This window comes from Curtobacterium sp. MCLR17_055 (assembly GCF_003234305.1).
In the GTDB taxonomy this organism is placed as follows: Bacteria; Actinomycetota; Actinomycetes; order Actinomycetales; family Microbacteriaceae; genus Curtobacterium; species Curtobacterium flaccumfaciens.
The window spans coordinates 1-23,231 of record NZ_QKSX01000020.1; the positions used below are offsets into that span (position 1 = coordinate 1).

Sequence of the window (23,231 nt, forward strand, 5' to 3'; positions counted from 1 at the left end):
GGGCGAGGGAGCTCCGGAGGGAACGGCGGGAGCGGGATGCCCCCAGAGCATCCCGCTCCCGCCGTTCCCTCCGGAGCTCCCTCGCCCTGGTGGCGGCCTTCGCCGTCGCGGTGAGCGGCCTGACCTTCGGCACGGTGCTCGCGGAGCAGACCACGACCCAGTCGGCCTCGGCCGCGGTCGCCTCGGACTTCGACCCGGGCAACATCATCAGCGACGCGAACTTCTACAACGGCTCGGCGATGAACGCCGCCGCCGTGCAGTCGTTCCTGACGAGCGTCGCGCCGAACTGCCGGAAGTCGTCGAGCGGCCCCGCCTGCCTCAAGGACTTCTCGCAGAAGATGAGCGCGATCGGCGCCGTCTCCGGCCGGTGCAGCGCGATCGCCGGCGGCACCAAGTCGGCCGCGACGATGATCGCCCAGGTCGGTGCCGCGTGCGGCATCAGCCAGAAGGTGCTCCTCGTGCTCCTGCAGAAGGAGCAGGGCATCGTCACGACGTCCTCGCCGACGTCCTACATGTACCTGCACGCCACAGGCTTCGCGTGCCCGGACACCGCCCCGTGCGACCCGGCGTACTTCGGCTTCGGCCAGCAGGTCTACGCAGCGGCCCTGCAGTTCAAGCGGTACCAGGCGTCGCCGACCTCGTGGGCGTACCAGGCGGGCCGGACGAACTCGATCCTGCTCAACCCGAACGCGGCCTGCGGTCGGAAGTCCGTCTACATCCAGAACCAGGCCACCGCGAGCCTGTACATCTACACCCCGTACACCCCGAACGCCGCGGCCATGTCGAACCTCTACGGCTCCGGTGACAGCTGCTCCGCCTACGGCAACCGCAACTTCTGGCGCATGTACACCGACTGGTTCGGTGCTGCGGCCGGCGGCGGCAACCCCTACGGCGACGTCGACTCCGTGACCGCGACCTCCACCTCGTCGATCACGGTCACCGGCTGGGCGGCCGACCCGGACACCACCAACGCCCTGCGCGTCGCGTTCTACGTCGACGGTGCCGGCGCGAAGACCGTCACCGCGGACAAGACCCGGAGCGACCTGGCCGGCACCCTCGGCGCGAACAACACCCGGCACGGGTTCTCGGCCGAACTGACCGGGCTGAGCCTCGGCAAGCACTCCGTCTGCAGCTACGCCATCAACCAGGGCCGCGGGGCGAACACCCTGCTCGGCTGCTACACCCGGACCATCACGAGCGCGGCCCCCAAGGGCGTCCTCGACTCGGTGACCGGCGGCGTCGGCACGATCTCGGCCACCGGCTGGGTCCTCGACCCCGACTCGTCCAAGCCCGGCTCGTGGAAGATCCTCGTCGACGGCGTGAGCAAGGCGACCGGCACGGCGGACAAGACCCGCACCGACGTGGCGAAGGTCTACCCGGGCGTCGGCAGCACCCTCGGCTTCTCGAAGACGATCGGCGGCATCAGCGCGGGCTCGCGCGCGGTGACGCTGTACGTGATGGACAAGCCCGGCACGAAGTACGTGAAGGTCGCGTCGAAGTCGGTCGTCGTGGACGCCCCGACCACCGGCAAGACCGGCAAGACCGGTGCCGTGCGCGGGTCGTACGACTCCGTCACCGGCGGCGTCGGCACGGCCACCGTGCGGGGCTGGGCGATCGACCCGGACGTGTGGGACCCGGTCAAGTACAAGATCCACGTCGACGGGGTGAGTACGAACAGCGGAGTCGCGGACGCCACCCGCACCGACGTCGAGGCGACGCACCCGACGTGGGGCTCCGACGTCGGCCTGACGCTCCGGCTCACCGGCCTGAAGGCGGGCAAGCACACCGTGCGCGTCTACTTCCAGGACCTGCAGGGCGGCAAGTACGTCAGCTTCGGCACCAAGTCCGTGACCGTGACCGCCGCGTCGACCGCCGAACCCGACGCGTCGGGGACGACCGGCAAGACGGGCAAGACCGGCTCGCTCAAGGGTGCGTTCGAGTCCGTGGTCGGTGGCGTGAACAGCGCCACGGTGCGCGGCTGGGCGATCGACCCCGACGTCTGGGACCCGGTCGCCTACAAGATCCACGTCGACGGTGTCGCCATCGCCCCCGGGACCGCGAACGCGAAGCGGACCGACGTCGAGGCCGTGCACCCCGCGTGGGGCTCCGACGTCGGCCTCTCGCTGAAGATCCCCGGGCTGACCGCCGGCACGCACACCGTGCGCGTGTACTTCCGGGAGCTGCCGAGCGGCACGTACAAGAGCTTCGGCACGAAGAGCGTGACGGTCACCGACCCGCCGACCACCGGCAAGACGGGCAAGACCGGCTCGGTCAAGGGCCTGTACGAGTCCGTCACCGGCGGCACGGGCACCATCACCGTGGCCGGCTGGGCGATCGACCCGGACGTCTGGGACCCGGTCAAGTACAAGATCCACCTGGACGGCGTCGCCGTCTCGCCGGGCACCGTCAACGCGACCCGCACCGACGTGCAGGCCGTGCACCCGGACTGGGGTTCGGACGTCGGCCTGTCGCGGAAGCTCACCGGGGTGAAGAAGGGCACGCACACCGTGCGCGTCTACTTCCAGGACCTGCCGAGCGGCACCTACAAGAGCTTCGGCACGAAGACCGTCACCGTGCAGTAGACGGGCACCACACGACGGACGGGAGGCCCGGTACCAGCTGGTACCGGGCCTCCCGTCCGTCGTGGGTCGCGTCGACCGCCGTCAGCGGCGCACGCGCCGCGCCATCAGGCCCACGCCGTGCAGCAGCCGGTACTCGGGGGAGCGCGTGAGGCCCTCGAGGCGGGCCGCGATCTGGTCGCGCTCCGCCTCGGCCAGGCGGCGGGCGGTGTCGTACGCGCCGACCTTCTGCTCCGACTCGACCAGGCGCTCGTTGATGTCGTGCACGCCGGCCAGGTGGACGTCGCGGTCGTGCTCGGTCTGCCGGAGCGTCTCGCGCTGGGCGGTGGCCCACCGCAGGAACGCGCCACGCTCGCCGCTCCGGCCCGAGGCGGCGGCGACGGCGGCGTCGAGCGACGGACCGACCTGTTCGGCGCGGCTGCGGAACGAGTGCCGCTCGACCACGACGGCGCGGAGCCGGGCGACCAGGGCGGTGCGCTCGTCGCGGGGCATCGCGAGCACGCGCTCGAGCGAGTCGGCGTCGTCGAACACCGGCACGTCGGACAGGCCGAGCTCGTCGAGCCCGAGCGCGCAGTCGGTGACCGGCAGCGCCCCGGACGCGAGCGACTCGTACAGGCGGGAGTTCAGGGTGCCGTACTCGGCGGCCGGCTCGATGACGTCGTCGACCACGAAGCCGGCGGCGCGGTAGACCTCGGGCAGGGCGAAGTAGGACACGGCCGGGCGGAGCTCGACGCCCGCGGAGGCCTCGACGTGGTCGACGTTCGCGGCGAACCAGACGATCGGTTCGGCCGGGGCGACCTCGGCGAGGACGTCCTGCACGCGGCGGCGGACGCCCCAGAAGTTGACCGTGGTCACGGCGCGGTCCGTGCGCTCGCGCGGTGCGGGGGCGTCGGTCGTGAACAGCTCGGTGTCGACGCCGATCGGCACCACTTCGACGGGGCCGGAGTACGCGGCCGCGATCGCGTCGCGGGCGATCCCGGACGACGTCCAGACCGCGTCGAACTCGTCGAGGTACGGCAGGGCTGCCCACTTGGCGGTCCAGTTCCGCACCCACGCCACCAGGGCGGTGCCGGCTGGGACGTACCCGGGCACGAAGGACTCGATCATGCTGACCACGACGGCGGTGTCGGCGGGGAGCTCCTCGCCCCAGCGCTCGAGCGGCCACATCGCGACGCCCCAGCCCTCGGCCCGGAGTGCCCGTGCCAGCCCGAGCGCGACGAACAGGTCGCCCTTGCCCTCGGTCGGGTCGGCGGTCGACACCGCGAAGCGGATCGTGCCGCGGGGGCCCTCGGCGTGCTCGTCGGCCGCGAGGGCCGCGTAGTCCTCGCGGAGGGGAGAGGACATGGGGGTGCTCGGGATCACTGCGGTCACGCACGCCATTCTGCACGAATCCGCAGCGGCGGCAGGGAGTCCCTGGGCGCGCCTTGTAGGGTGTCATCGGCCCGCGGCACCCCGTTGGCCGACCCATCGACCCGCGCCCGGTGCGCGGCAGCTGCTGGAGGAACTCGCGTGACAGAGCGCAAGCCGGGAGTCGTGTCCGTCATCCTCGTGAACTACAAGGGCACGGACGACACCCTGACGAGCATCGCGGAACTCCGCAAGCAGGACTGGCCGCAGGACAAGCTCGAGGTGATCGTCGTCGAGAACGGTTCGGGCCCCGAGCACCTCGGGCGTCTGAAGGCCTCGAGCCTCGACTTCACCCTGATCGACGCGGGCGCGAACCTCGGGTTCACCGGCGGGTGCAACCTCGGCGTCGAGAAGTCCTCCGGCGAGGTCGTGGCGTTCCTCAACAACGACGCCCGCCCGGACACCGGTTGGGTGCGCGAGGCGATGGCCACCTTCGCCTCCGGTGCCGACATCGGCGCCGTCGCCTCGAAGGTCCTCGACTGGGAAGGCGTCAACGTCGACTTCACCGAGGCCGCGATGACCTGGTACGGCATGGGCTACAAGCCCTTCGCCGGGTCGCCGGACACCGGCCGGTGGGAGAGCGAGACCGACGTCCTGTTCGGCACCGGCGCCGCGATGTTCATCCGCGCGGAGCTCTTCGAGCAGCTCGACGGCTTCGACGACCGCTACTTCATGTTCTACGAGGACGTCGACCTCGGCTGGCGGCTCAACCTGCTCGGCTGGCGCTTCCGGTACCAGCCGAAGTCGGTCGCGTTCCACAAGCACCACGCGTCGATGAACAAGTTCGGCGACTTCCGCGAGACCTACCTGCTCGAGCGGAACGCGCTGTTCACGCTCTACAAGAACCTCGGTGACGAGCAGCTCGCCGCGGCGCTGCCCGGTTCCCTGGCGCTCGCCGTCCGTCGTGCCGTGGGCCGCGGGGAGCTCGACTCCACCGAGCTCGACCTGCGCAACCCCGGCGACGACAGCGTCCCGACGATCCCGGTGCCGAAGACGAGCATGGCGGGCATCTACGGTGTCGACCAGTTCGTCGAGCAGCTGCCGTCGATGACCGAGTCCCGCCGCCAGATCCAGGCGACCCGCGTCCGGTCCGACCGTGAGCTCCTCCGCCTGTTCGGCAACCGCGACGAGCCCGCCTACCCGATCGAGAACTACCTGGCCGGCTACGACAAGATCGTGCACTCCCTCGGCGTGCTCGAGGTCGGCACCCGTCGCCGCGTCCTCATCATCACGGGCGACTCGATCGGCGCGAAGATGGCCGGTCCGGCGATCCGTGCCACCCAGATGGCCAAGCAGCTGGCGTCCGAGCACGACGTCCGCGTGGTCAGCCTGACCCGCTCGTCGCCGATCGACCCGTCGTACGAGGTCGTCACGGTCCCGCACCGTCACCCGCGCCAGATGGTCGAGCACGAGGGCTGGGCCGACGTCATCATCGTGCAGGGCCACGCGCTCCGGCTGTTCCCGGTGCTCGAGTCGACCAGCAAGATCCTGGTCGTCGACGTCTACGACCCGCTGCACCTCGAGCAGCTCGAACAGGGCCGCAGCGACGACGTCGACAAGTGGAACCGCCAGATCCTCGACGCCTCGGACACGCTGAACCACCAGCTCGAGCTCGGCGACTACTTCATCTGTGCCTCCGAGCGCCAGCGCATGTTCTGGCTCGGGCAGCTCGCCGGCTCCGGCCGTGTGAACGCCCGCACGTACTCGCGCGACGCCGACCTGCGCTCGCTCATCGGCGTCGTGCCGTTCGGCCTGTCCTCGACGCCGCCGGTCCACGACCAGCAGCGCGTCAAGGGCGTCGTGCCGGGCATCGGCAAGAACGACAAGCTCGTCGTCTGGGGCGGTGGGATCTACGACTGGTTCGACCCGATCACCCTGGTCCGCTCGATCGCCCAGCTCGCCGAGCGCCGTCCGTCGGTGAAGCTCTTCTTCATGGGCGTGCAGCACCCGAACCCCGACGTCCCCGAGATGGACATCGTCGCGAAGGTCCGCGCCGAGGCCGACGCCCTCGGTCTCACCGGCAAGCACGTGTTCTTCAACGACCAGTGGATCCCGTACGAGGAGCGCGGTGCCTACCTGCTCGAGGCCGACGCCGGCGTCTCGACGCACTACGAGCACCTCGAGACCACCTTCTCGTTCCGGACCCGCATCCTCGACTACCTGTGGGCGCGTCTGCCGATCGTCACGACGGCAGGCGACTCGTTCGGTGACCTCGTCGCAGAAGAGAAGCTCGGCATCGCGGTGCACGAGCAGGACATCGACGGTCTGGCCACCGCGCTCGAGACGGCGCTCTTCGACAAGAAGGCCCGCACCGAGTTCATCGGCAACGTCGACCGCGTGCGCGAGCAGTTCACGTGGGAGAACGTCCTCGCCCCGCTCGTCGAGTTCTGCCGGAACCCGATCCGCGCTGCGGACAAGTCGGTGCGCGACACCGCGTCGTCGATCGAGCCGCACAAGATGCGTGTCCGCGTCCCGGAGCGCAAGAAGCTCTCCGGCGTCCGCTACGACCTCGGCCGTGCCGTGCACTACCTGCGCACCGAGGGACCCCGGAGCGTCGCCGGCAAGGTGAAGCGGCGCCTGAACCGGTGACCCCGGGGGAGACCACCGCCCTCGTCATCGTCCCGACGTACGACGAGGCCGAGAACATCCGTGCGATCACCGCCGCCGTGCTGGCGGCGGTGCCCGGTGCCCACCTGCTCGTCGTCGACGACGGCAGCCCGGACGGCACCGGGGACATCGTGCGGTCCCTGGCGGCCGCGGACGACCGCGTGCACCTGCTGCAGCGCTCCGGCAAGCTCGGGCTCGGCACGGCGTACGTCGCCGGGTTCCGGTGGGGTCTGGAGCGCGGGTACCCGCTGCTGGTCGAGATGGACGCCGACGGCTCGCACCCGGCCGACCGGTTGCCGGCCCTGGTCGACGCCGTGACCGCGTCCGACGACGTCCTGCTCGCCATCGGGTCCCGCTGGGTCCCCGGTGGGTCGGTCGTCGACTGGCCGCTCCGGCGCCAGGCGCTCAGCCGCGGGGCCAACACCTACGCCCGCCTGGTGCTCGGGCTCGACGTGCGGGACATCACCGCCGGCTACCGCGTGTACCGCTCGTCGGCGATCGCGCGGATGGACCTCGGGTCGGTGGACTCGAAGGGGTACTGCTTCCAGGTGGACATGACGCTGCGCGTGGACGCCCTCGGTGGCCGCATCGTCGAGGTGCCCATCCGCTTCCGCGACCGCGTGCACGGCGTCTCCAAGATGAGCCGGTCCATCGTCCTCGAGGCGATGCTCCGCGTCACCCAGTGGGGCGTGCAGCGCCGCCTCGGTCGCCGCACGCGTCCGTAGCGCGCGCGCCCGGAACGCTGGGCGCGACGGCCTGGAGGCGCGGTGCGGGGCCGCCACGGGCCTCCAGGCCGGCCGTGGGTCGCGCCGTACCGCCGCTACACGCGCGGCAGGTGCCGGCGCCACGAGCGGCGCCGCGCGGCGATCACGAGGACCGTCACGAAGAACATCAGCCCCGCGCCGTGCAGCAGGTAGCTCTCCGCCGTGCTGGTGACGGCGAGCAGCACGAGCACGGCGGCCGGCCACACGTACGCCACCCCGGGGAACGTCGTCGCCGTCACCCAGGCGCGCGCGAACGCGAGCAACGCGGTGATGCCGAGGATGAGCGTGCCCGCGAACCCGATCTGCAGCCAGGCGTCCACGAAGGCGTTCAGGCCCGAGGTGAACCGGACGCCGGCGGGGTCGATGAGCGTGACGTAGGGCACGACGGGCTCGGTCGGCCACGTGCCCACCCAGCCCCAGCCCTGGATCGGGTAGCGCTCGACCAGGACCCGGATCTGCGACCACAGGTCCGTCCGGGTGGCCGTGCCGCCGGCCGCCCCGATCTCGGCGAGCAGGCGGTGCCGGGCGAGCACCCCGACGGCGAGCGTCAGCAGGACGACCGCGCCGAGGACGCCGTTGACCACCGGTCTGGTCGCCGGTCGTGCGTGCCGGAGTGACCAGAGCGCCAGCGCGGTGACGGCGAGCGCGATCATCGCGAGCCCGGTGATGGGGGACTGCACGAGCATCAGGGCGATCACGGCGAGCGAGGTCGAGGCGATCGCACGCCAGACCGTGACCGAGCGGGTGAGGAACTCGACCACGAAGGTGACCAGGGCCATCGCGGCGATGAAGCCCATGAAGTTGCGGGTGCCGCCGATGCCCTGGATCGGGCCGCCGTACGCGATGTCGCCGCGGATGCCGAACGCCGGGAACGGGACGTCGAGGACCAGGCCGGACAGGACCTCGAGTCCGAGGGCCGTCACGAGCAGGATCCGGAAGGCGTCGCCCGAGGCCCGGATCACCTGCACCAGGTCGCGGCCGAGGGCCAGGTACAGCCCGAGGCCGATGAAGCACACGGTCTGCACCAGTCCGCGGAGCGCCACCCAAGAGTACTCGCTCCAGAGCACGCTCAATGCGCAGTAGCCGACGAAGGCCAGCAGCGAGAGGGGGAGGACCCCGTGCCACTCGATCCGGTAGCGCTGGCCGAGCAGGCTCAGCCCCGCGAGCACGAACAGCGTCACGAGCACCGCCCAGGTCCCCGCCCGGCCGACCAGGGCCTCGACGGTGGGCTGGCCGAACCCGAACAGCACGATGACCGTCGCGAGCGCCTGGCTGAACCGTCCACCGGCCGAGAAGCCGATCCAGGCGGAGAGGTACCGGCGCCCGAGCACCTGTCTGCTCACCCGGCCGTCCGTCACGCGTCCATCTTGGCGCACGACCTCGTGACGAGCACACCGCATCGCGGTGTGGCTGTATCGACGATGCGCGATGACCGAACTATCCTCACCGGATGGACCTCGCGCGCAGGGTCGCCGGCGTCCCCCTCGTCGCGGTCGTCGTCGGCCTGCTCACGACCGCCCTGGCCTGGTACCGGCTCGGCCCGGTGCCGCGGAACACCGTCTGGGCCGAGGACGGTGGCGTGTTCCTGCGCGAACGGATCGCGATGGGTCCCGTCGACACCCTGCTGCACCCCTACGCCGGGTACGTGCACCTGCTGCCGCGCCTCATCGTCGACCTCGGGTACGCGCTGCCGCCCGAGCGGTACGCGCAGGTGGTGGCGCTCGCCGCGTGCACGGTCGTCGGCGGGGTCTGCGCCCTGGTGTTCGTGCTGTCCCGCGACGTCGTCCGCCCGTGGCCGTTGCGGCTGGTGCTCGCCGCCGTCCCCGTCGTCCTGCCGCTCGCCCCGTACGAGATCAGCGGCAACGCGGCGAACCTGCACTGGTTCCTGCTCGTCCTGGTGCCGTGGGTCTTCGCGTGGCGTGCGCGGTCGTGGTGGGCGGCCGGGGCACTCGCCGTGGTCGCGGGTGCGGCCGTGCTCACCGAACCGCTCACCGCGCTGTTCGCGCCCCTGCTGCTCCTCGCCTGGACGCCCCGTGGCCGGACGCCCGGACCGGCCGGCCGGTGGACCGCGCTGCCGGTCACGCTCGTCGTGGTCGTCGCCCTGGCGGTGCAGGGCATCACGACCCTGACGAGTCCGCGTGCCCTCGCCACGGGGTCGCCGGCGGTGCGCGACGTGCTCGCGGGGTACCTGCTGCGTCCCGTGGCGGGTGCCTGGGACCCGGACCTCGGCGCGGTCCTGACGGCGGTGGTCGAGCACGGATGGGCGGTCGTCGTGGTGCCGGCGGCCCTGCTGCTCGTCGTCCTGGTGGCGGCCGTCGTGGTCGGGCCGGCGCGCACCCGGTGGATGGTCGCAGCCCTCGCCGTCGGCTCCGTCGCGGTGTGGTGGGTGGCCCTGCTCGCCAACGGCGGTGACGGCCTCCGCTGGTCGGCGCCGGTCGCCGCGATGGCCGCCGTGCCGCCGCAGCGCTACGCCGCGGCCGCCGGCCTGCTGCTGGTGAGCGCCGCGGTGGTCGCCGCCGCCACGCTCGTGGACGCCCGCAGCTGGTCGCGTGCTGCAGGACGGACGGGAGGCCCTGGTCGCCTCGTCGGCGCGCTGGCCGGTTGGTGCGTGGTCACCGCCGTCGTCGCGTCGGCGGTCCTGCACGTCGCGCCGACGGACACGCGGCGGAGCGACGGGCCGGTGTGGGCGGGGCAACTGCCGGCGGCGGTGGCGGCGTGCGACGCGGACCCGACGCTCGAGGTCGCCCGGGTGAAGTCGAACCCGTGGTCGTCCCCGGTGTCGTGCTCGTGGCTGTCGCGCTGAGGGAGCGTGCGGGTCAGCGCGTGCCGGCCCAGCGGAACTCGCGCTTGGCGGGCGGCGTGCGCGGACCGTCGCCGGTGGACACCGGTTCCTCGCCGGTCAGCACGATGCGCGTCTTGATCGCGAGCAGGGCGAAGAGCACCCAGTTCCCCTGGTAGAGCAGGCGAGACTCGGCGACGGACTGCACGAGCAGGGCGACGACGACCAGGAGCGGCAGGAGCGACACCGGGTCGAAGGCTCGCGGACGCAGCGCGGCGTCGTACCCGATGCGGGTCGCGCAGGCCCACGAGCGGGACAGCGTCGTGACCACGTAGATCGCGAAGAGCACCAGGCCGATGATGCCGGTCTGCATCCAGACGTCCAGGTAGGCGTCGTGGGCCTGCAGGTACGTGACGCCCTTGCGTTGCGCCAGGTCGGCGAGCGTCGGGATGCCCGGCCACCAGTACCCGATCCAGCCCCAGCCGCCCACGGGGTGCTGGTCGATCAGGCCGAGCACCTTGGCCCAGATCTCCCCGCGTCCGGTGGCGTCCGAGCCCTTGCCGAGCAGCTCGGACACCGGGCCGCGCAGCACGAACGCGGCGACGGCGACGACGACGGCACCCACCGCCAGCAGCAGGTAGCGCGGGGTGCGGCGCTCGGTCGGGACACGGCGCATCCAGACGGCGGCGAGTGCGACCACGGCCACCACGAGTGCGGCGGCGATGACCGTCGACGAGCGGGTGAGGACGAAGCCGAGTGCCGCGACGACGAGCCAGCCGATCGCCTGGTTCCGGCGGATCCGGCCCTCGGCGAACTGCACGGCGACCACGATCGCGACCAGCAGGGCCACCATCGCGAGCAGGTTGGCGTTGCCGGGTAGCCCCTGGATCCGGCCCCCGGTGAAGAGCTCGGCGCGCGAGAAGTAGAAGGCGTCGGGGACGTCGCGGTCGCCGTAGTCCGTCCAGATCGGGGCGATCGGGTGCCGGACGAACACCGCGACGGCGGCCTCGAACAGGAGCGAGAGCATGAGGACCCAGCGGAGCGCGAGGCTCAGGGCGTCGGTGATCCGGCGCCACGTCAGGGTCGAGGCGATCGTGAACGCGACGGCCGCGCAGATCACCTGCACGGTCAGGCTCGAGATCGTCGCGAAGCGCCAGTGCGACCACACCAGGGTCACCAGGCACCAGCCGAGGAACGCCCAGAGCGCCCAGGGAGTGCGGACGAGCGGTGGCCTCGCCCGGACCAGGATCGTGATGCCCCACGCCGCGACGAGGGCCCAGAGGACGCCGGCCCCGACCCAGGTCAGGGTGTTCGGCACGGCGTCGCCCGCGAACAGCACGAACAGGGTCGTCGCTCCGAAGGCGAACGCCTCGCGCTCCGGTACGGTCCCGCGCGCCAGTGGCCAGGTGTTCGTCACGACGCCAGGCTACCGGCCGGTCGCCGTCCGCAGGACTCCACCGGCAGCGCCGGTAGGCTCTGGCCCATGTTCCTCGGCATCACGAACACCCCCCGCGACTACGCCTGGGGCTCGGTCACCGCGATCCCGGAGCTCCTCGGCCGCACCGTCACGGGTGCCCCGCAGGCGGAGCTCTGGCTCGGCGCCCACGCCGGCAGCCCCAGTGTCGTGGTCAACCCGGCCATGGTCGGCGGGGCCGACACGCTCCGCGACTGGATCGCCGACGAGCCGGAGACCGCACTCGGTCCGGACCGCACCGGCCTGCCCTTCCTGCTCAAGGTGCTCGCCGCTGCGGCACCGCTCTCGCTGCAGGCGCACCCGACCCCGGAGCAAGCAGAAGAGGGTTTCGCCCGCGAGGAGCGCGAGGGGATCCCGCTCGACGACCCGGCCCGCAACTACAAGGACCCGTTCCCGAAGCCCGAGCTCGTCGTCGCGCTGAGCGAGCGGTTCGAGGCGCTGAGCGGCTTCCGCCCGGTCGAGGAGACCCTGGCCGAGGTCCGCGTGCTCGACGCCGGTACCGGCCGCCTCGGTCCGCTCGAGGTGCACCTGCTGCACGGGCTCGAGGACACCGTCCGCTGGCTCGAGACCGCCGACGAGTCCGCGCTCGCCGTGGTGCAGGCCGCGAGCGACCTGGCCGTCTCGCTCGACGACGACCTGCTCACCCCGAACACCGCGACCGTCCGCGACCTGGCGACCAGCTGGCCCGGCGACCCCGGCATCGTCGTCTCCCTGCTCATGCACCGGGTGACGCTCACCGCGGGGCAGGCCATGTACCTGCCCGCCGGCAACATCCACGCGTACCTCGACGGACTCGGCATCGAGCTGATGGCGCCGTCGGACAACGTGCTGCGCGGCGGGCTCACGCCGAAGCACGTCGACGTGCCGGAGCTCCTGCGGGTGCTCGACTTCACCGCGTACCCGGCACCGGTCCTCGAGCCCGAGCGCATCGCCCAGGGCGTCGACCGGTTCGCGCCGGACGGCGTCGGCTTCGCGCTGCTGCGGGTGGACGGTGACGGTCGCCCGGTGGGCTTGAGCACCGGCGGGGTCGCCCCGCTCGTGGGGCCGTCGATCGCGATCTGCACCGAGGGCGTCGTCACGCTCGTCGGCGCGCAGTCGGCGACCCTGCTCCGCAAGGGCGAGTCGTGCTTCATCACCCCGGACGAGGGCGACGTGACGGTCGAGGCGGACTCCTCCGACGGCATCACGTCGACCGTGTTCATCGCCACCGGCGCCTAGGGGCCGGACCGGCACCGGGACCGGCGCGGGGCCGCACGCCGTGGCGTGGACCCGCACACCGCCACCGGGGCGTCGCCGACGTCCGCTAGCGTGGCGAGCATGAGTTGGCTGGTCACCGGCGGTGCCGGGTACATCGGGTCCCACGTCGTCCGAGCGCTGCGCTCGGCCGGCATCGACACGGTCGCGTTCGACGATCTGTCGAGCGGCTTCCGCGCGTTCGTCCCGGACGACGTGCCGTTCGTCGAGGGCACGATCCTCGACGGCGAGCTCGTCGCACGCACGCTGCGCGAGCACGCGGTCACCGGCGTGGTCCACGTCGCGGGTTTCAAGTACGCCGGCGTCTCGGTCGAGCGCCCGCTGCACACCTACGAGCAGAACGTCACCGGCATGGCGACCCTGCTGCGCGCGATGGCCGAGACCGGCGTCACCAAGGCGGTCTTCTCGTCCAGCGCGGCGGTCTACGGCACGCCGGACGTCGAGACCGTGGTCGAGTCCACCCCGAAGAACCCGGAGTCGCCGTACGGCGAGTCGAAGCTCATCGGCGAGTGGCTGCTGCGCGACATGGAGGTCGCCGCGGGCTTCACCACCACGTCGCTCCGGTACTTCAACGTCGTCGGTTCGGGGGAGCCCGACCTGTACGACGCCAGCCCGCACAACCTGTTCCCGCTGGTCTTCGACGCGCTGCTCGCCGGCCGGACCCCGCGGATCAACGGCGACGACTACGCCACCCCGGACGGCACCTGCGTCCGCGACTACGTGCACGTGGCCGACCTGGCGCACTCGCACGCGGTCGCCGCGCGGAAGCTCGAGGCGGGGGAGCCGCTCGAGCGTGCCTACAACCTCGGCAGCGGCGACGGCGTGAGCGTCCGGCAGATCATGGACGCGATGGCGTCGGGCACCGGGATCGCCTTCGACCCCGAGATCGCACCGCGGCGCCCCGGCGACCCGGCCCGCATCGTCGCGACCGGCGAAGCCGCCGCCCGTGACCTCGAGTGGGCCATGCGGCACTCCCTGGACGAGATGGTGTCGAGCGCCTGGGAGGCCCGTCGCAGCGCCTCTTGAGCGCCTGAGGACGAGTCAGTTGTCCCCCGGAAGGCCCACCCGAGCGCTGCGACACGCCCAAACGGGGGACATGACACGCTGGAGCGGTCAGTGCCTTCTATGATCCGCGACTTGACTCAGGCGAATGACACCGCTGTAATTACAGGCAACGACCGCAAGAGTTGGGGTTCGTTGTCGAGGCGGCAGGGGTGATCAGGGTGAACGGTTCCGAGTTCCACGCCGGAGTTCCGGAGGACTGGCACGTCGATCCCGTGGCGCTCGGCGTCCCGGGTGTCCGACGTCCGGAGACCGACGACGAGGAGAACCCGCTCGCCTGGCAGGTCGACTCGCTCTGCGCGCAGACCGACCCCGAGGCGTTCTTCCCCGAGAAGGGCGGCTCCACGCGCGAGGCGAAGAAGATCTGCACCTCCTGCGAGGTCCGGGCACAGTGCCTCGAGTACGCGCTCGAGAACGACGAACGCTTCGGCATCTGGGGTGGCCTCTCCGAGCGGGAACGCCGCAAGTTGCGGAAAAGGGCGTAGGAGCGTTCACGGCGCGCCAGCGCCGTGCGACTGCGCCCCTGAGGAGCCTGCGACGAAGGCGCCGGAAGGCGACCACCTCCGCCCGTCCCGCACCGCGCAGTGAGCGCGCCCACAGGTTCACGGCGCGCCGCCGTCCGCAGCCGACACCGCGCCTCCAGACCGTAGAGTGACGCCCGTCATGCAGCCCAGAGTCACCGCGATCCTCGTCGCCGCCAACGGGGCGGCCCACCTCGACCGGACCCTGGACGCGCTCGCCGCCCAGACCCGCCACCCCGAGAACCTGGTGGTCGTCGATGTCGGCACGACCGACGGATCGACCGCCGAACTGTCCTTCGGCGGGTCCGCGCAGCTCGTCCGGCTTCCAGCCGGTACCGCGTTCGGTGACGCCGTCCGCCAGGGCGAGCGCAGCGCGCCGCCCGCCGCGACCGACGAGCCGGTCGACGAGTGGCTGTGGGTCCTCGGCCACGACAACGCGCCGGCACCGACCGCGCTCGCCGACCTGCTGTCCGCCGTCGAGATCGCGCCGTCGGTCGTCGTCGCCGGTCCGAAGCTCGTCGCCGACGACGACCCCTCGCTCATCCGCGCCTTCGGCGAGAGCATGACCCGCTTCGGCCGGTCGATCGTGCTGGTGCAGGACGAGCTCGACCAGGGCCAGCACGACCGCAACACCGACGTGCTCGGTGTCGCCGCGGGTGGCATGCTCGTGCGCCGCTCGGTCTGGAACGAACTCGGCGGCTTCGATCCGGCGCTGCCGGACGTCGACGCGGCCCTCGACTTCTCGGTGCGGGTCCGCCTCGCCGGGCACCGCGTCGCCCTCGTGCCGGAGGCCAAGGTCACCAGCGCCGGACCGATCGAGGAGTTCGGCCGCAAGCGCGTGTCCGAAGCGCGGCGCGTCCGGATGCACCGGCAGGCGCAGCTGCACCGCCGGATGACGTACGCGCCCGCCGCGCTGGTCTGGCTGCACTGGCTCACGCTCGTGCCGTTCGCGATCGGCCGCGCGCTCGGACACCTGGTCGCGAAGCACCCCGCTGCCGTGGTCCCCGAGCTCTCCGCCGCGTTCGCCGTCGCGTTCGGCGGCGGCACGGGGCGGGCGCGCAAGAACCTCGCCCGCACGAAGAAGCTCGGCTGGGCCGCCGTCGAACCGCTCCGCGTGAGCTGGCGTCGGGTGCACGAGCACCGCACGACCTCGCGGGACGTCGAACTCGCCCGGGCGGAGGACGCCCCGATCGCCCGGGCGTCGTTCCTCAGCGACGGCGGCATCTGGGTGGTCCTGGCCGCGGCGGTCCTCAGCGTCGTGACGCTCTACCCGCTGCTCGGGTCGCCGGCCCTGACCGGCGGGGGACTCCTGCCGCTCTCCGCGACGCCTGGACAGCTCTGGCAGAACGTCGGGTACGGCTTCCACTCGCTCGGCACGGGCTTCACCGGCCCGTCCGACCCCTTCGCCGCGGTGCTCGCCGTGCTCGGCTCGATCGTGTTCTGGTCGCCGTCCACCGCGGTCGTGCTCGTCATGCTCGTCGCGTTCCCGCTGTCCGCACTGGGGGCCTGGTTCGCGGTCCGCAAGGTCACGACCCGCACCTGGGTGCCGGTCATCGGTGCGTCGCTCTACGCGATCGCCCCGTCGCTCGTCGGAGCCGTGACGACCGGACACCTCGGCGCCGTGATCGCGCACCTGGTGCTGCCGTGGCTGTTCGTCGCCGTGCTCGAGGCGCACCGCTCGTGGGCCTGGGCCTCGGGAGCGTCGCTCCTGTTCGCCGTCGTCGCCGCCTCGGCGCCGTCGCTGCTGCCGGTCCTGCTGGTCGGCTGGCTCGTGGCGCTCCTGGTCGGCTGGCGCCGGGCCCACCGTCGTCTGTTCATCCCGGTGCCGACCGCGGTGCTCTTCCTGCCGCTGATCCTGGCGCAGGCCGCACGCGGCAACCTGCTCGCGGTGTTCGCGGACCCGGGTGCGCCGTCCGCGACCCGGGCGCCGTCCGCACTCCAGCTGGCCATCGGACAGCCCCTGCCCGACTGGAGCGGCTGGCTCCCCGCGACGTCCGGACTCGCGCTGGTCGCCACGGTCCTGCCGATCGTGATGGCCGTCCTCGCGCTCCCCGTGGCCGCCGCCGCGATCGGGGCGATGCTCGGCCACCGCTGGGCGGTCGCGGGCTCGGCGCTCGTCATCGCGCTCCTCGGCTTCGCCACGGCCTTCGCCGCCACCCACGTCACGGTCACCGGTGTCGGTTCGACCACCACCATCGTCTGGCCCGGCAGCGGTCTGTCCGTGTACTGGCTCGCCCTCGTGGTCGCGGCCTGCATCGGCATCGACGTGCTGCCGAAGGCCGCCCCGGTCACCGGGCTCGTCGCGACCGTGCTCGCCGGCGTGGCCGTGGCTCCGGCCTTCGCGGCGTTCTACCTCGGCACCGCCACGATCGAGCCGACCACCGGCCGGGTGCTCAGCGCGTACGTGAACGCCGAGGCCCAGGCGAACCCCGACGTCGGCACGCTCGTGGTCGTCCCGCAGGACGACGGTTCGCTCGCCGTCACGCTCGAGCGCGGGCAGGGTTCCACCCTCGACGACCAGTCGACGCTCGACGCCACCGCACTCCGGCTGAGCGAGTCCGGCGCACGGCTGACGACGCTCGCCGGCAACCTGGCGAGCCGCAGCGGGTACGACCCCCGGCCGGCGCTCCGCGAGCTCGGCGTGAGCTTCGTGCTCATCGACGACGCCGGTGACGACCCCGAGGCGCAGACGGTGCACGACCGGGCCGCCGGCGCGATCGGTCAGAACGCGCTCTTCACGAGCATCGGCGAGACCACGAACGGCCAGCTGTTCCACTACGAGGGCGAGGTCGACCGCACCCGCTCCGGCTCCGCGGCGACCCAGGCCACCCACGTGCTGTACCTCGTCGTGCTCGGCGTGGTCTTCGGCGCCGCAGCACTCCTCGCGGTCCCGACGGCCCCGCGCCGCCGCCGTGCCACCTCGAACGTCATCGAGGCCGAGGAACCCGCCACCACCTTCGACGAGGAGCGCGACGAATGAGCACCAACCCCTCCTCGGTCCGGCGCTGGATCGTCCGCGGCACCGCCACGGCCGTCGCCGTCGTCGTCGCCGCGGGTGCCGTCACCGCGGCGCACGCCATCGGCACCGAGTCCGAACCGGGTCGACCGGCCGGGCGCACCGTCACGCCGGTCCCCGCGGCCGCCGAGCGTGTCTGCGCCGGCAGTGCGCTGCGCCTGTCCGACGACGCCGGCAACGACGCGACGCAGGCGAGCACCGTCGGCACCGCGACCGTCGCGACGGCGACGACCGGTTCGACGGTCGAGCGGTCCTCGCTCGACTCCTCGACCACCGGCGGCAGCGACCCCCGGCTCCTGACGGCCCCCGCTGGTGAGACGACGCCGCAGGTCGCGGGCAGCAGCTTCCAGAGTGTCTCGAGCGGCGACCTGGTGGGGGCGGGCGCCGCCTCGTGCGACGACCCGACCCAGTCCACGTGGCTCGTCGGCGGCTCGACTGAGACCGGTCGGACGAGCCTCGTCACGCTCTCGAACCCGACCGACGTGAACGCCACGGTCGACCTGACGATCTTCGACGGCTCGGGGACGGTCAGCGCGCCCGGGACCACCGGCATCGTCGTCGCGCCGAACACGCAGAAGGTCGTCCCGCTGTCGGGCTTCGTGTCCGACGCCGCCTCGACGGTCGTGCACGTCACGTCGTCCGGCGGCCAGATCGTCGCGCACATGCAGGAGTCCGTCGTCCGCACCCTCACCCCGGGCGGCTACGACATCGTCTCCGGTGGAGCGGCCCCGTCCCGCTCGCAGGTGATCCCCGCCGTCGCCCTCGCCGACGCGCAGGCCGCCCAGCGCGGCGACGACACGGCCGACGCGGCGCCGATCGTCCGGCTGTTCGTCCCCGGCACGAAGTCGGCCCGCGTCACCCTCGGCATCAGCACGGCCGACGGCGGCGGCACGACCGTCAACGCCACCGCCGAGCCCGGGGTCGTCACCGACGTCGCGCTCGACGACTTCCCGGACGGCCGGTACTCGTTCACCGTCACCTCGACCGAGCCGGTCGTCACCGGTGCACGCACCACGACGCCGACCGACGGTGCCAGCAGCGGCACCGACCTCGGGTGGTTCGCCTCGGCCGAGCCGCTGGGCGACCGGACGATCACCGCCATCGCCCCGGGCGAGGGCGTGCGGCTGAACTTCGTGAACCCCACCCGCCAGGACCGCTCCGTCACGGTGCGGTCGGGCGACGAGCGGCGCACGCTGAAGATCCTGTCCGGTGCGACCGTGACGCTCCCGGTGCAGACCGCGAAGCAGCTCACGCTGACCGGTACGGAGGGCATCGTCGCGGGCGTGACCTACCGCGGGGCCGACGGCATCGCCGGGTTCCCGGTGCGTCCGGCGACCGACGTCTCCACCCCGGTCCGCGTCTACCCCTGACGCCGGGCGCGGTCAGCCCGGCGCCGGCGGCACGACGGGCCGGCGCGGTCCGCCCGGCTCACCAGTGTCGGTAGCGGTCCGGTGCCAGGTCCCAGGGGTCCTTGCCGATCAGCTCGCCGACCGCGCGGAACACCGCGGTCTCGATGATGATGCGGCGGTCCGAGTCGTCCTTCTCGGGGCTCCGGTTCACCCGCTCGACCGGGATCCGGAAGACGGTCACGCGGCGGGTGTCACGGTCGATCCGCCAGCGCGGCATCTCGTCCGGCAGGGTCGTGTCGCTCGGCATGTCCGCCACCTGGAACACGACGCCGGAGAGCTCCTCGGGCCAGAGACCGAGCAGGTAGTGCGCGCTGTCGCCGACGATCCGGTCGAACGCCTCGGCGCGGGTGATGATCGGCGCGAGCTCGGGCCCGGTGACGCTCGAGCGCCCACCGCGGCCGTGCCGGGAGCGCCCCCGACCGCGGTCGACCGGGGTGACGAGGCGAGGCTTCCGACGCATCCCCACATCGTACGCGGGGACGGGTGCGCGCCGGACGCTCCGCTAGGCTCCCTGTCGAGATGGACGTGCGGATCTGCAGCAAGGTGGCGTGTGCCAACAGCGCTTCGTCGACCCTGACGTACGACTACGGCGACTCCATGGTGGTCGTCGGTCCGCTGTCGACCCGGGTCGAGCCGCACGGCTACGACCTCTGCGCCCGGCACGCTGCCTCCCTGCGCGTCCCGCGCGGCTGGCAGGTGGTGCGGCGCGAGCCGCTCCCGCGCGACGCCGACTGACGGCTCACGTTCGCGACCTGGGTGCGGGGGTCGGTCTGGAGGCCCGGGGAACGTGACCGGGATCGGCTGGTGATCCGCGCCTCCCGGCATGGAAGACTGGTGGGCATGCCCACCGAAACCCGCACCGCTGCTGCGTTCCGCGTCGCCGACCTGTCCCTCGCCGAGGCCGGCCGGCACCAGATCCGCCTCGCCGAGAACGAGATGCCGGGCCTGATGTCCCTGCGTGACGAGTTCGCCGCGTCGCAGCCGCTCGCCGGCGCGCGCATCGCCGGGTCCCTGCACATGACGGTGCAGACCGCGGTGCTCATCGAGACCCTCGTCGCCCTCGGCGCGCAGGTGCGCTGGGCCAGCTGCAACATCTTCTCCACCCAGGACGAAGCCGCGGCCGCCGTCGCCGTCGGACCCACCGGCAGCCCGGACGCCCCCGCCGGCGTCCCGGTGTTCGCGTGGAAGGGCGAGACGCTCGAGGAGTACTGGTGGTGCACCAGCCGCATCTTCGACTGGAGCGACGAGGCCGCCGCGGCGGGTGCCGACTGGACCGGACCGAACCTGATCCTCGACGACGGCGGCGACGCCACGATGCTCGTGCACACCGGTGCCGACGCCGAGGCGGCCGGTGCCGCCCCGGTCGCCGAGCCGGACGCGAGCACCGAGTGGAAGATCGTGCTCGACACCGTCGCGCGGTCGCTCGAGACCTCGTCGGACCGCTGGACCCGCATCGCGGCCGACATCCAGGGCGTCACCGAGGAGACCACCACGGGCGTCCACCGTCTGTACGAGCTGTTCCGGAACGGCGAGCTGAAGTTCCCGGCGATCAACGTCAACGACTCGGTGACGAAGTCGAAGTTCGACAACAAGTACGGCATCCGGCACTCGCTGCCCGACGGCCTGAACCGGGCCACCGACGTGCTCATCGGCGGCAAGGTCGCCTTCGTCGTCGGCTACGGCGACGTCGGCAAGGGTGCGGCCGAGGCGCTCCGCGGGCAGGGCGCCCGCGTCATCGTCAGCGAGGTCGACCCGATCTGCGCGCTGCAGGCCGCGATGGACGGCTACCAGGTCGCGCGCCTGGCGGACGTCGTCGACACCGTCGACATGGTCATCACGTGCACCGGCAACCTGGGCGTGGTCGGGGTCGACGAGATGCTCGGGCTGAAGCACCTGGCGATCGTGGCGAACGTGGGGCACTTCGACAACGAGATCGACATGGCGGGGCTCGAGGCGCTGCCCGGCATCTCGAAGGTCGAGATCAAGCCGCAGGTGCACGAGTGGCGGCTGCCGACCGGTCGGTCGATGCTGGTGCTGTCCGAGGGCCGGCTCATGAACCTCGGCAACGCGACCGGGCACCCGTCGTTCGTGATGAGCAACTCGTTCACGAACCAGGTGCTCGCGCAGATCGAGCTGCACACCCGGCCCGAGGAGTACCCGACCGGCGTGTACGTGCTGCCGAAGCACCTGGACGAGAAGGTCGCGCGCCTGCACCTCGACGCCCTCGGGGTGCAGCTGACGTCGCTGCGTCCGGAGCAGGCGGCGTACATCGGTGTGCCCGTCGGGGGTCCCTTCAAGCCGGACCACTACCGCTACTGAGCGCGGCGGGGCTGCCCGCTTCCGCTGAACACCGGTGTTCGCACGTTGAACCCCCGCACGCGGGTGTTCGGAGTGCGAACACCGGTGTCTTGCGAGCAGCCCGGGCGCCGCGGTGCGCGTCAGCGCGGGAAGCCCGGCGGGGGCGCCGCCGCGGTCGCGCCCGCGGCGGTCAGCAGCTCCGCGCGGGCACCCAGCGCCCGGACGTCCCGACGACGCCGCAGCACGACGACCCCGGCCAGGAAGACCTCGGGCGGGACGGGCGGCACCGGGTGCGCGAACGCGGACACCTCGGCCGCCAGGGTCTGCGCCGCCGCCTCGCGCAGTTCTGGGCGCATCAGCGCAGCCCCGCGGAAGAACGCACCGAGGCGGTTCTCCAACCGCTGCGGCAGCGCCGAGACGTCCGCGACGCCGGCCCAGGCCGTCAGCTCCGGGGGCAGCAGCACCTCGGGGTCCCGCTGCTTCGGCAGGCGCTCGTGCTGCACGATCGTGCCCGCCAGCAGGTCGCCGAGGCGCCGCGGCCGACTGCCGAACAGCGCGACGAGCAGGGCGACCGAGCCGAACGTCATCCAGAGCTCGAACAGGCCGACGAGCGACCGGGTGAAGGCGTGCCGGAACCCGATCGCGCCGCCGTCGAGCCGGACGACCCGGGTGCCGGTGGCGAACCGTCCGACGCTCCGCCCCTTCGTCACGGTCTCGACCGCCGCGGGCACCAGCACGAGCACGACGACGAGCAGCACGATGTTGAGCGCAGCACCCCAGGCCGGCTCGAGTCCCCTCGGCCAGAGCCGCCAGACGCCGAACAGCGCGAGCACGAACAGGACGAGGACGCACAGGCCGTCCAGCAGCGCGGCCGCGAGCCGCAGCACGAGTCCGGCGGGCTGGACGTCGAGCGCGACGCCCTCGCCCACCACCAGCTCGTCGGCGGTCTCGTCGAGGTCGCGCGAGAACCGGGCGTCGGCGAGGTCACGCGGCGTGCGGGGCTTCGGCATGGGATCATTCTGTCGGAGATCGCGCGACCTGAGGGGGAACACGTGGACCTGGATGCCTACACCGAGGTGCACCGTGACCGGTGGCAGGAGCTCGACCGTCTGGCGCGTGCCCGGCACCGGTCCGGCGCGGACGTCGATCGGCTCGTCGCCGGCTACCAGGAGGCCGCGACCGACCTCGCCCGCATCCGGGGCGCCGCACCGCGCACCGTGACCGGCGACCGGCTCTCGCTGACGCTGTTCCGCGCCCGTCTGCGCTTCACCGGCACGCCCGTCGACCCGTTGACCGCCGTCGCCCTGTTCTTCACGCGGCAGTTGCCCGCGGCGCTCTACCGGATCCGCTGGGTGACGATCTGGGTCGCGCTCGCCACGGTGGCGATCGGGGCGATCGTCGCCGTCTGGATCACGACCACCCCCGGTGCGACGGCGACGTTCGGCAGCGACGAGGCCCTGCGCCGCTACGCCACGCAGGACTTCGTCGACTACTACTCCGACCGTGGCCTCGGGGCCTTCACCGCGCAGGTCTGGACGAACAACGCCTACATCGCCGCGACGATGGTGGCGTTCGGCATCACCGGGGTCTTCGTGCCGTTCTCGATCATGCAGAACGCCGTCAGCCTCGGGGTCTCCGCGGCGATCATGCACTCCCAGGGGCGCCTGGCCGACTTCTTCCTCTACATCTCCCCGCACGGGCAGCTCGAGCTCTACTCGGTGTTCCTCGCTGGCGGTGCGGGGCTGATGATCTTCTGGTCGTGGGTGGCGCCGGGGCCCGGACGCACGCGCGCCCAGGCCCTCGCCGAGGACGGCCGTGCGCTCATCACCATCGCGATCGGTCTGACCCTGACCCTGCTGCTGTCCGGCATCGTCGAGGGCGTGGTGACGCGGCAGGACTGGCCGTGGCCGATCAAGATCGGCATCGGCACCCTCGCCCTGGTCGCGGTGCTCGCCTACCAGTGGGTGCTCGGCGGCCGCGCGTACCGAGCGGGGGAGCGCGGCGACCTCGAGGAGTTCGAGCGCGGCTCCACCGCCCTGGTGGCCGGCTAGGGCCTGCCCC

At 72.4% G+C, this 23,231-nt stretch carries 17 protein-coding genes; 12 read left to right on the top strand and 5 right to left on the bottom strand.

The window, feature by feature from the left end:
* The first annotated feature begins 89 nt into the window (after positions 1–89).
* Entirely contained in the window at positions 90–2,582 is a 2,493-nt protein-coding gene (locus DEJ09_RS15455) for a hypothetical protein (protein ID WP_111089157.1), read from the top strand.
* Positions 2,583–2,663: 81 nt separating this feature from the next.
* Here DEJ09_RS15455 and DEJ09_RS15460 read toward each other — a convergent pair whose 3' ends face one another.
* The gene (locus DEJ09_RS15460; protein WP_181433381.1) at positions 2,664–3,950 is read right to left on the bottom strand and encodes a glycosyltransferase; all 1,287 of its coding nucleotides are present in this window, start codon (positions 3,948–3,950) and stop codon (positions 2,664–2,666) included.
* 138 nt (positions 3,951–4,088) lie between these two features.
* Between DEJ09_RS15460 and DEJ09_RS15465 the strand changes: the two genes are divergently transcribed.
* On the top strand, positions 4,089–6,575 hold the full coding sequence (locus DEJ09_RS15465) for a glycosyltransferase (protein ID WP_071405761.1): 2,487 nt from the start codon (positions 4,089–4,091) through the stop codon (positions 6,573–6,575).
* Positions 6,572–7,318 carry a polyprenol monophosphomannose synthase gene (locus DEJ09_RS15470; protein WP_111029478.1) on the top strand — a complete coding sequence of 249 codons (747 nt, stop codon included), beginning with the start codon at positions 6,572–6,574 and terminating at the stop codon, positions 7,316–7,318. The genes DEJ09_RS15465 and DEJ09_RS15470 overlap by 4 nt, the downstream gene beginning before the upstream one ends.
* Before the next feature lie 95 nt (positions 7,319–7,413).
* Here the strand turns inward: DEJ09_RS15470 and DEJ09_RS15475 are convergent, their stop codons facing one another.
* Positions 7,414–8,715, bottom strand: coding sequence for an O-antigen ligase (locus DEJ09_RS15475; protein ID WP_146243540.1), 1,302 nt, complete (start codon positions 8,713–8,715; stop codon positions 7,414–7,416).
* Between the two features lie 92 nt (positions 8,716–8,807).
* On the opposite strand from DEJ09_RS15475, the gene DEJ09_RS15480 reads away from it, so the two are divergent.
* Positions 8,808–10,160, top strand: coding sequence for a hypothetical protein (locus tag DEJ09_RS15480; RefSeq protein WP_111089159.1), 1,353 nt, complete (start codon positions 8,808–8,810; stop codon positions 10,158–10,160).
* 13 nt (positions 10,161–10,173) lie between these two features.
* On the opposite strand, the gene DEJ09_RS15485 is transcribed toward DEJ09_RS15480, so the two are convergent.
* On the bottom strand, positions 10,174–11,553 hold the full coding sequence (locus tag DEJ09_RS15485) for an O-antigen ligase (RefSeq protein WP_111089160.1): 1,380 nt from the start codon (positions 11,551–11,553) through the stop codon (positions 10,174–10,176).
* 66 nt (positions 11,554–11,619) lie between these two features.
* Between DEJ09_RS15485 and manA the strand changes: the two genes are divergently transcribed.
* The 5 genes from manA (at position 11,620) to DEJ09_RS15510 (ending at position 18,833) form a co-directional block, all read left to right on the top strand.
* A complete protein-coding gene (manA, locus tag DEJ09_RS15490; protein WP_111055275.1) occupies positions 11,620–12,828 on the top strand; it encodes a mannose-6-phosphate isomerase, class I in 1,209 nt (402 codons plus the stop codon).
* A 99-nt stretch (positions 12,829–12,927) separates the two neighbouring features.
* Entirely contained in the window at positions 12,928–13,890 is a 963-nt protein-coding gene (gene galE / locus DEJ09_RS15495) for a UDP-glucose 4-epimerase GalE (RefSeq protein WP_111089178.1), read from the top strand.
* Between the two features lie 188 nt (positions 13,891–14,078).
* Positions 14,079–14,411, top strand: a complete 333-nt coding sequence (locus DEJ09_RS15500) for a WhiB family transcriptional regulator (RefSeq protein WP_081827389.1) — start codon at positions 14,079–14,081, stop codon at positions 14,409–14,411.
* A gap of 178 nt (positions 14,412–14,589) precedes the next feature.
* Positions 14,590–17,427, top strand: a complete 2,838-nt coding sequence (locus DEJ09_RS15505; protein ID WP_111039892.1) for a glycosyltransferase family 2 protein — start codon at positions 14,590–14,592, stop codon at positions 17,425–17,427.
* The gene (locus DEJ09_RS15510) at positions 17,424–18,833 is read left to right on the top strand and encodes a DUF5719 family protein (RefSeq protein WP_071405767.1); all 1,410 of its coding nucleotides are present in this window, start codon (positions 17,424–17,426) and stop codon (positions 18,831–18,833) included. The genes DEJ09_RS15505 and DEJ09_RS15510 overlap by 4 nt, the downstream gene beginning before the upstream one ends.
* A 58-nt stretch (positions 18,834–18,891) precedes the next feature.
* Here the strand turns inward: DEJ09_RS15510 and DEJ09_RS15515 are convergent, their stop codons facing one another.
* Positions 18,892–19,332, bottom strand: coding sequence for a metallopeptidase family protein (locus tag DEJ09_RS15515; RefSeq protein WP_071405768.1), 441 nt, complete (start codon positions 19,330–19,332; stop codon positions 18,892–18,894).
* Between the two features lie 59 nt (positions 19,333–19,391).
* Between DEJ09_RS15515 and DEJ09_RS15520 the strand changes: the two genes are divergently transcribed.
* The gene (locus tag DEJ09_RS15520) at positions 19,392–19,607 is read left to right on the top strand and encodes a DUF3499 family protein (protein WP_111024354.1); all 216 of its coding nucleotides are present in this window, start codon (positions 19,392–19,394) and stop codon (positions 19,605–19,607) included.
* Between the two features lie 105 nt (positions 19,608–19,712).
* The gene (gene ahcY / locus DEJ09_RS15525; RefSeq protein ID WP_111089179.1) at positions 19,713–21,191 is read left to right on the top strand and encodes an adenosylhomocysteinase; all 1,479 of its coding nucleotides are present in this window, start codon (positions 19,713–19,715) and stop codon (positions 21,189–21,191) included.
* Positions 21,192–21,310: 119 nt separating this feature from the next.
* Here the strand turns inward: ahcY and DEJ09_RS15530 are convergent, their stop codons facing one another.
* Positions 21,311–22,180 (bottom strand): RDD family protein, encoded by an 870-nt coding sequence (locus DEJ09_RS15530; protein ID WP_111039894.1) that lies wholly within the window; start codon positions 22,178–22,180, stop codon positions 21,311–21,313.
* A gap of 42 nt (positions 22,181–22,222) precedes the next feature.
* Between DEJ09_RS15530 and DEJ09_RS15535 the strand changes: the two genes are divergently transcribed.
* A complete protein-coding gene (locus tag DEJ09_RS15535; RefSeq protein WP_111024356.1) occupies positions 22,223–23,221 on the top strand; it encodes a stage II sporulation protein M in 999 nt (332 codons plus the stop codon).
* Positions 23,222–23,231 lie beyond the last annotated feature (10 nt).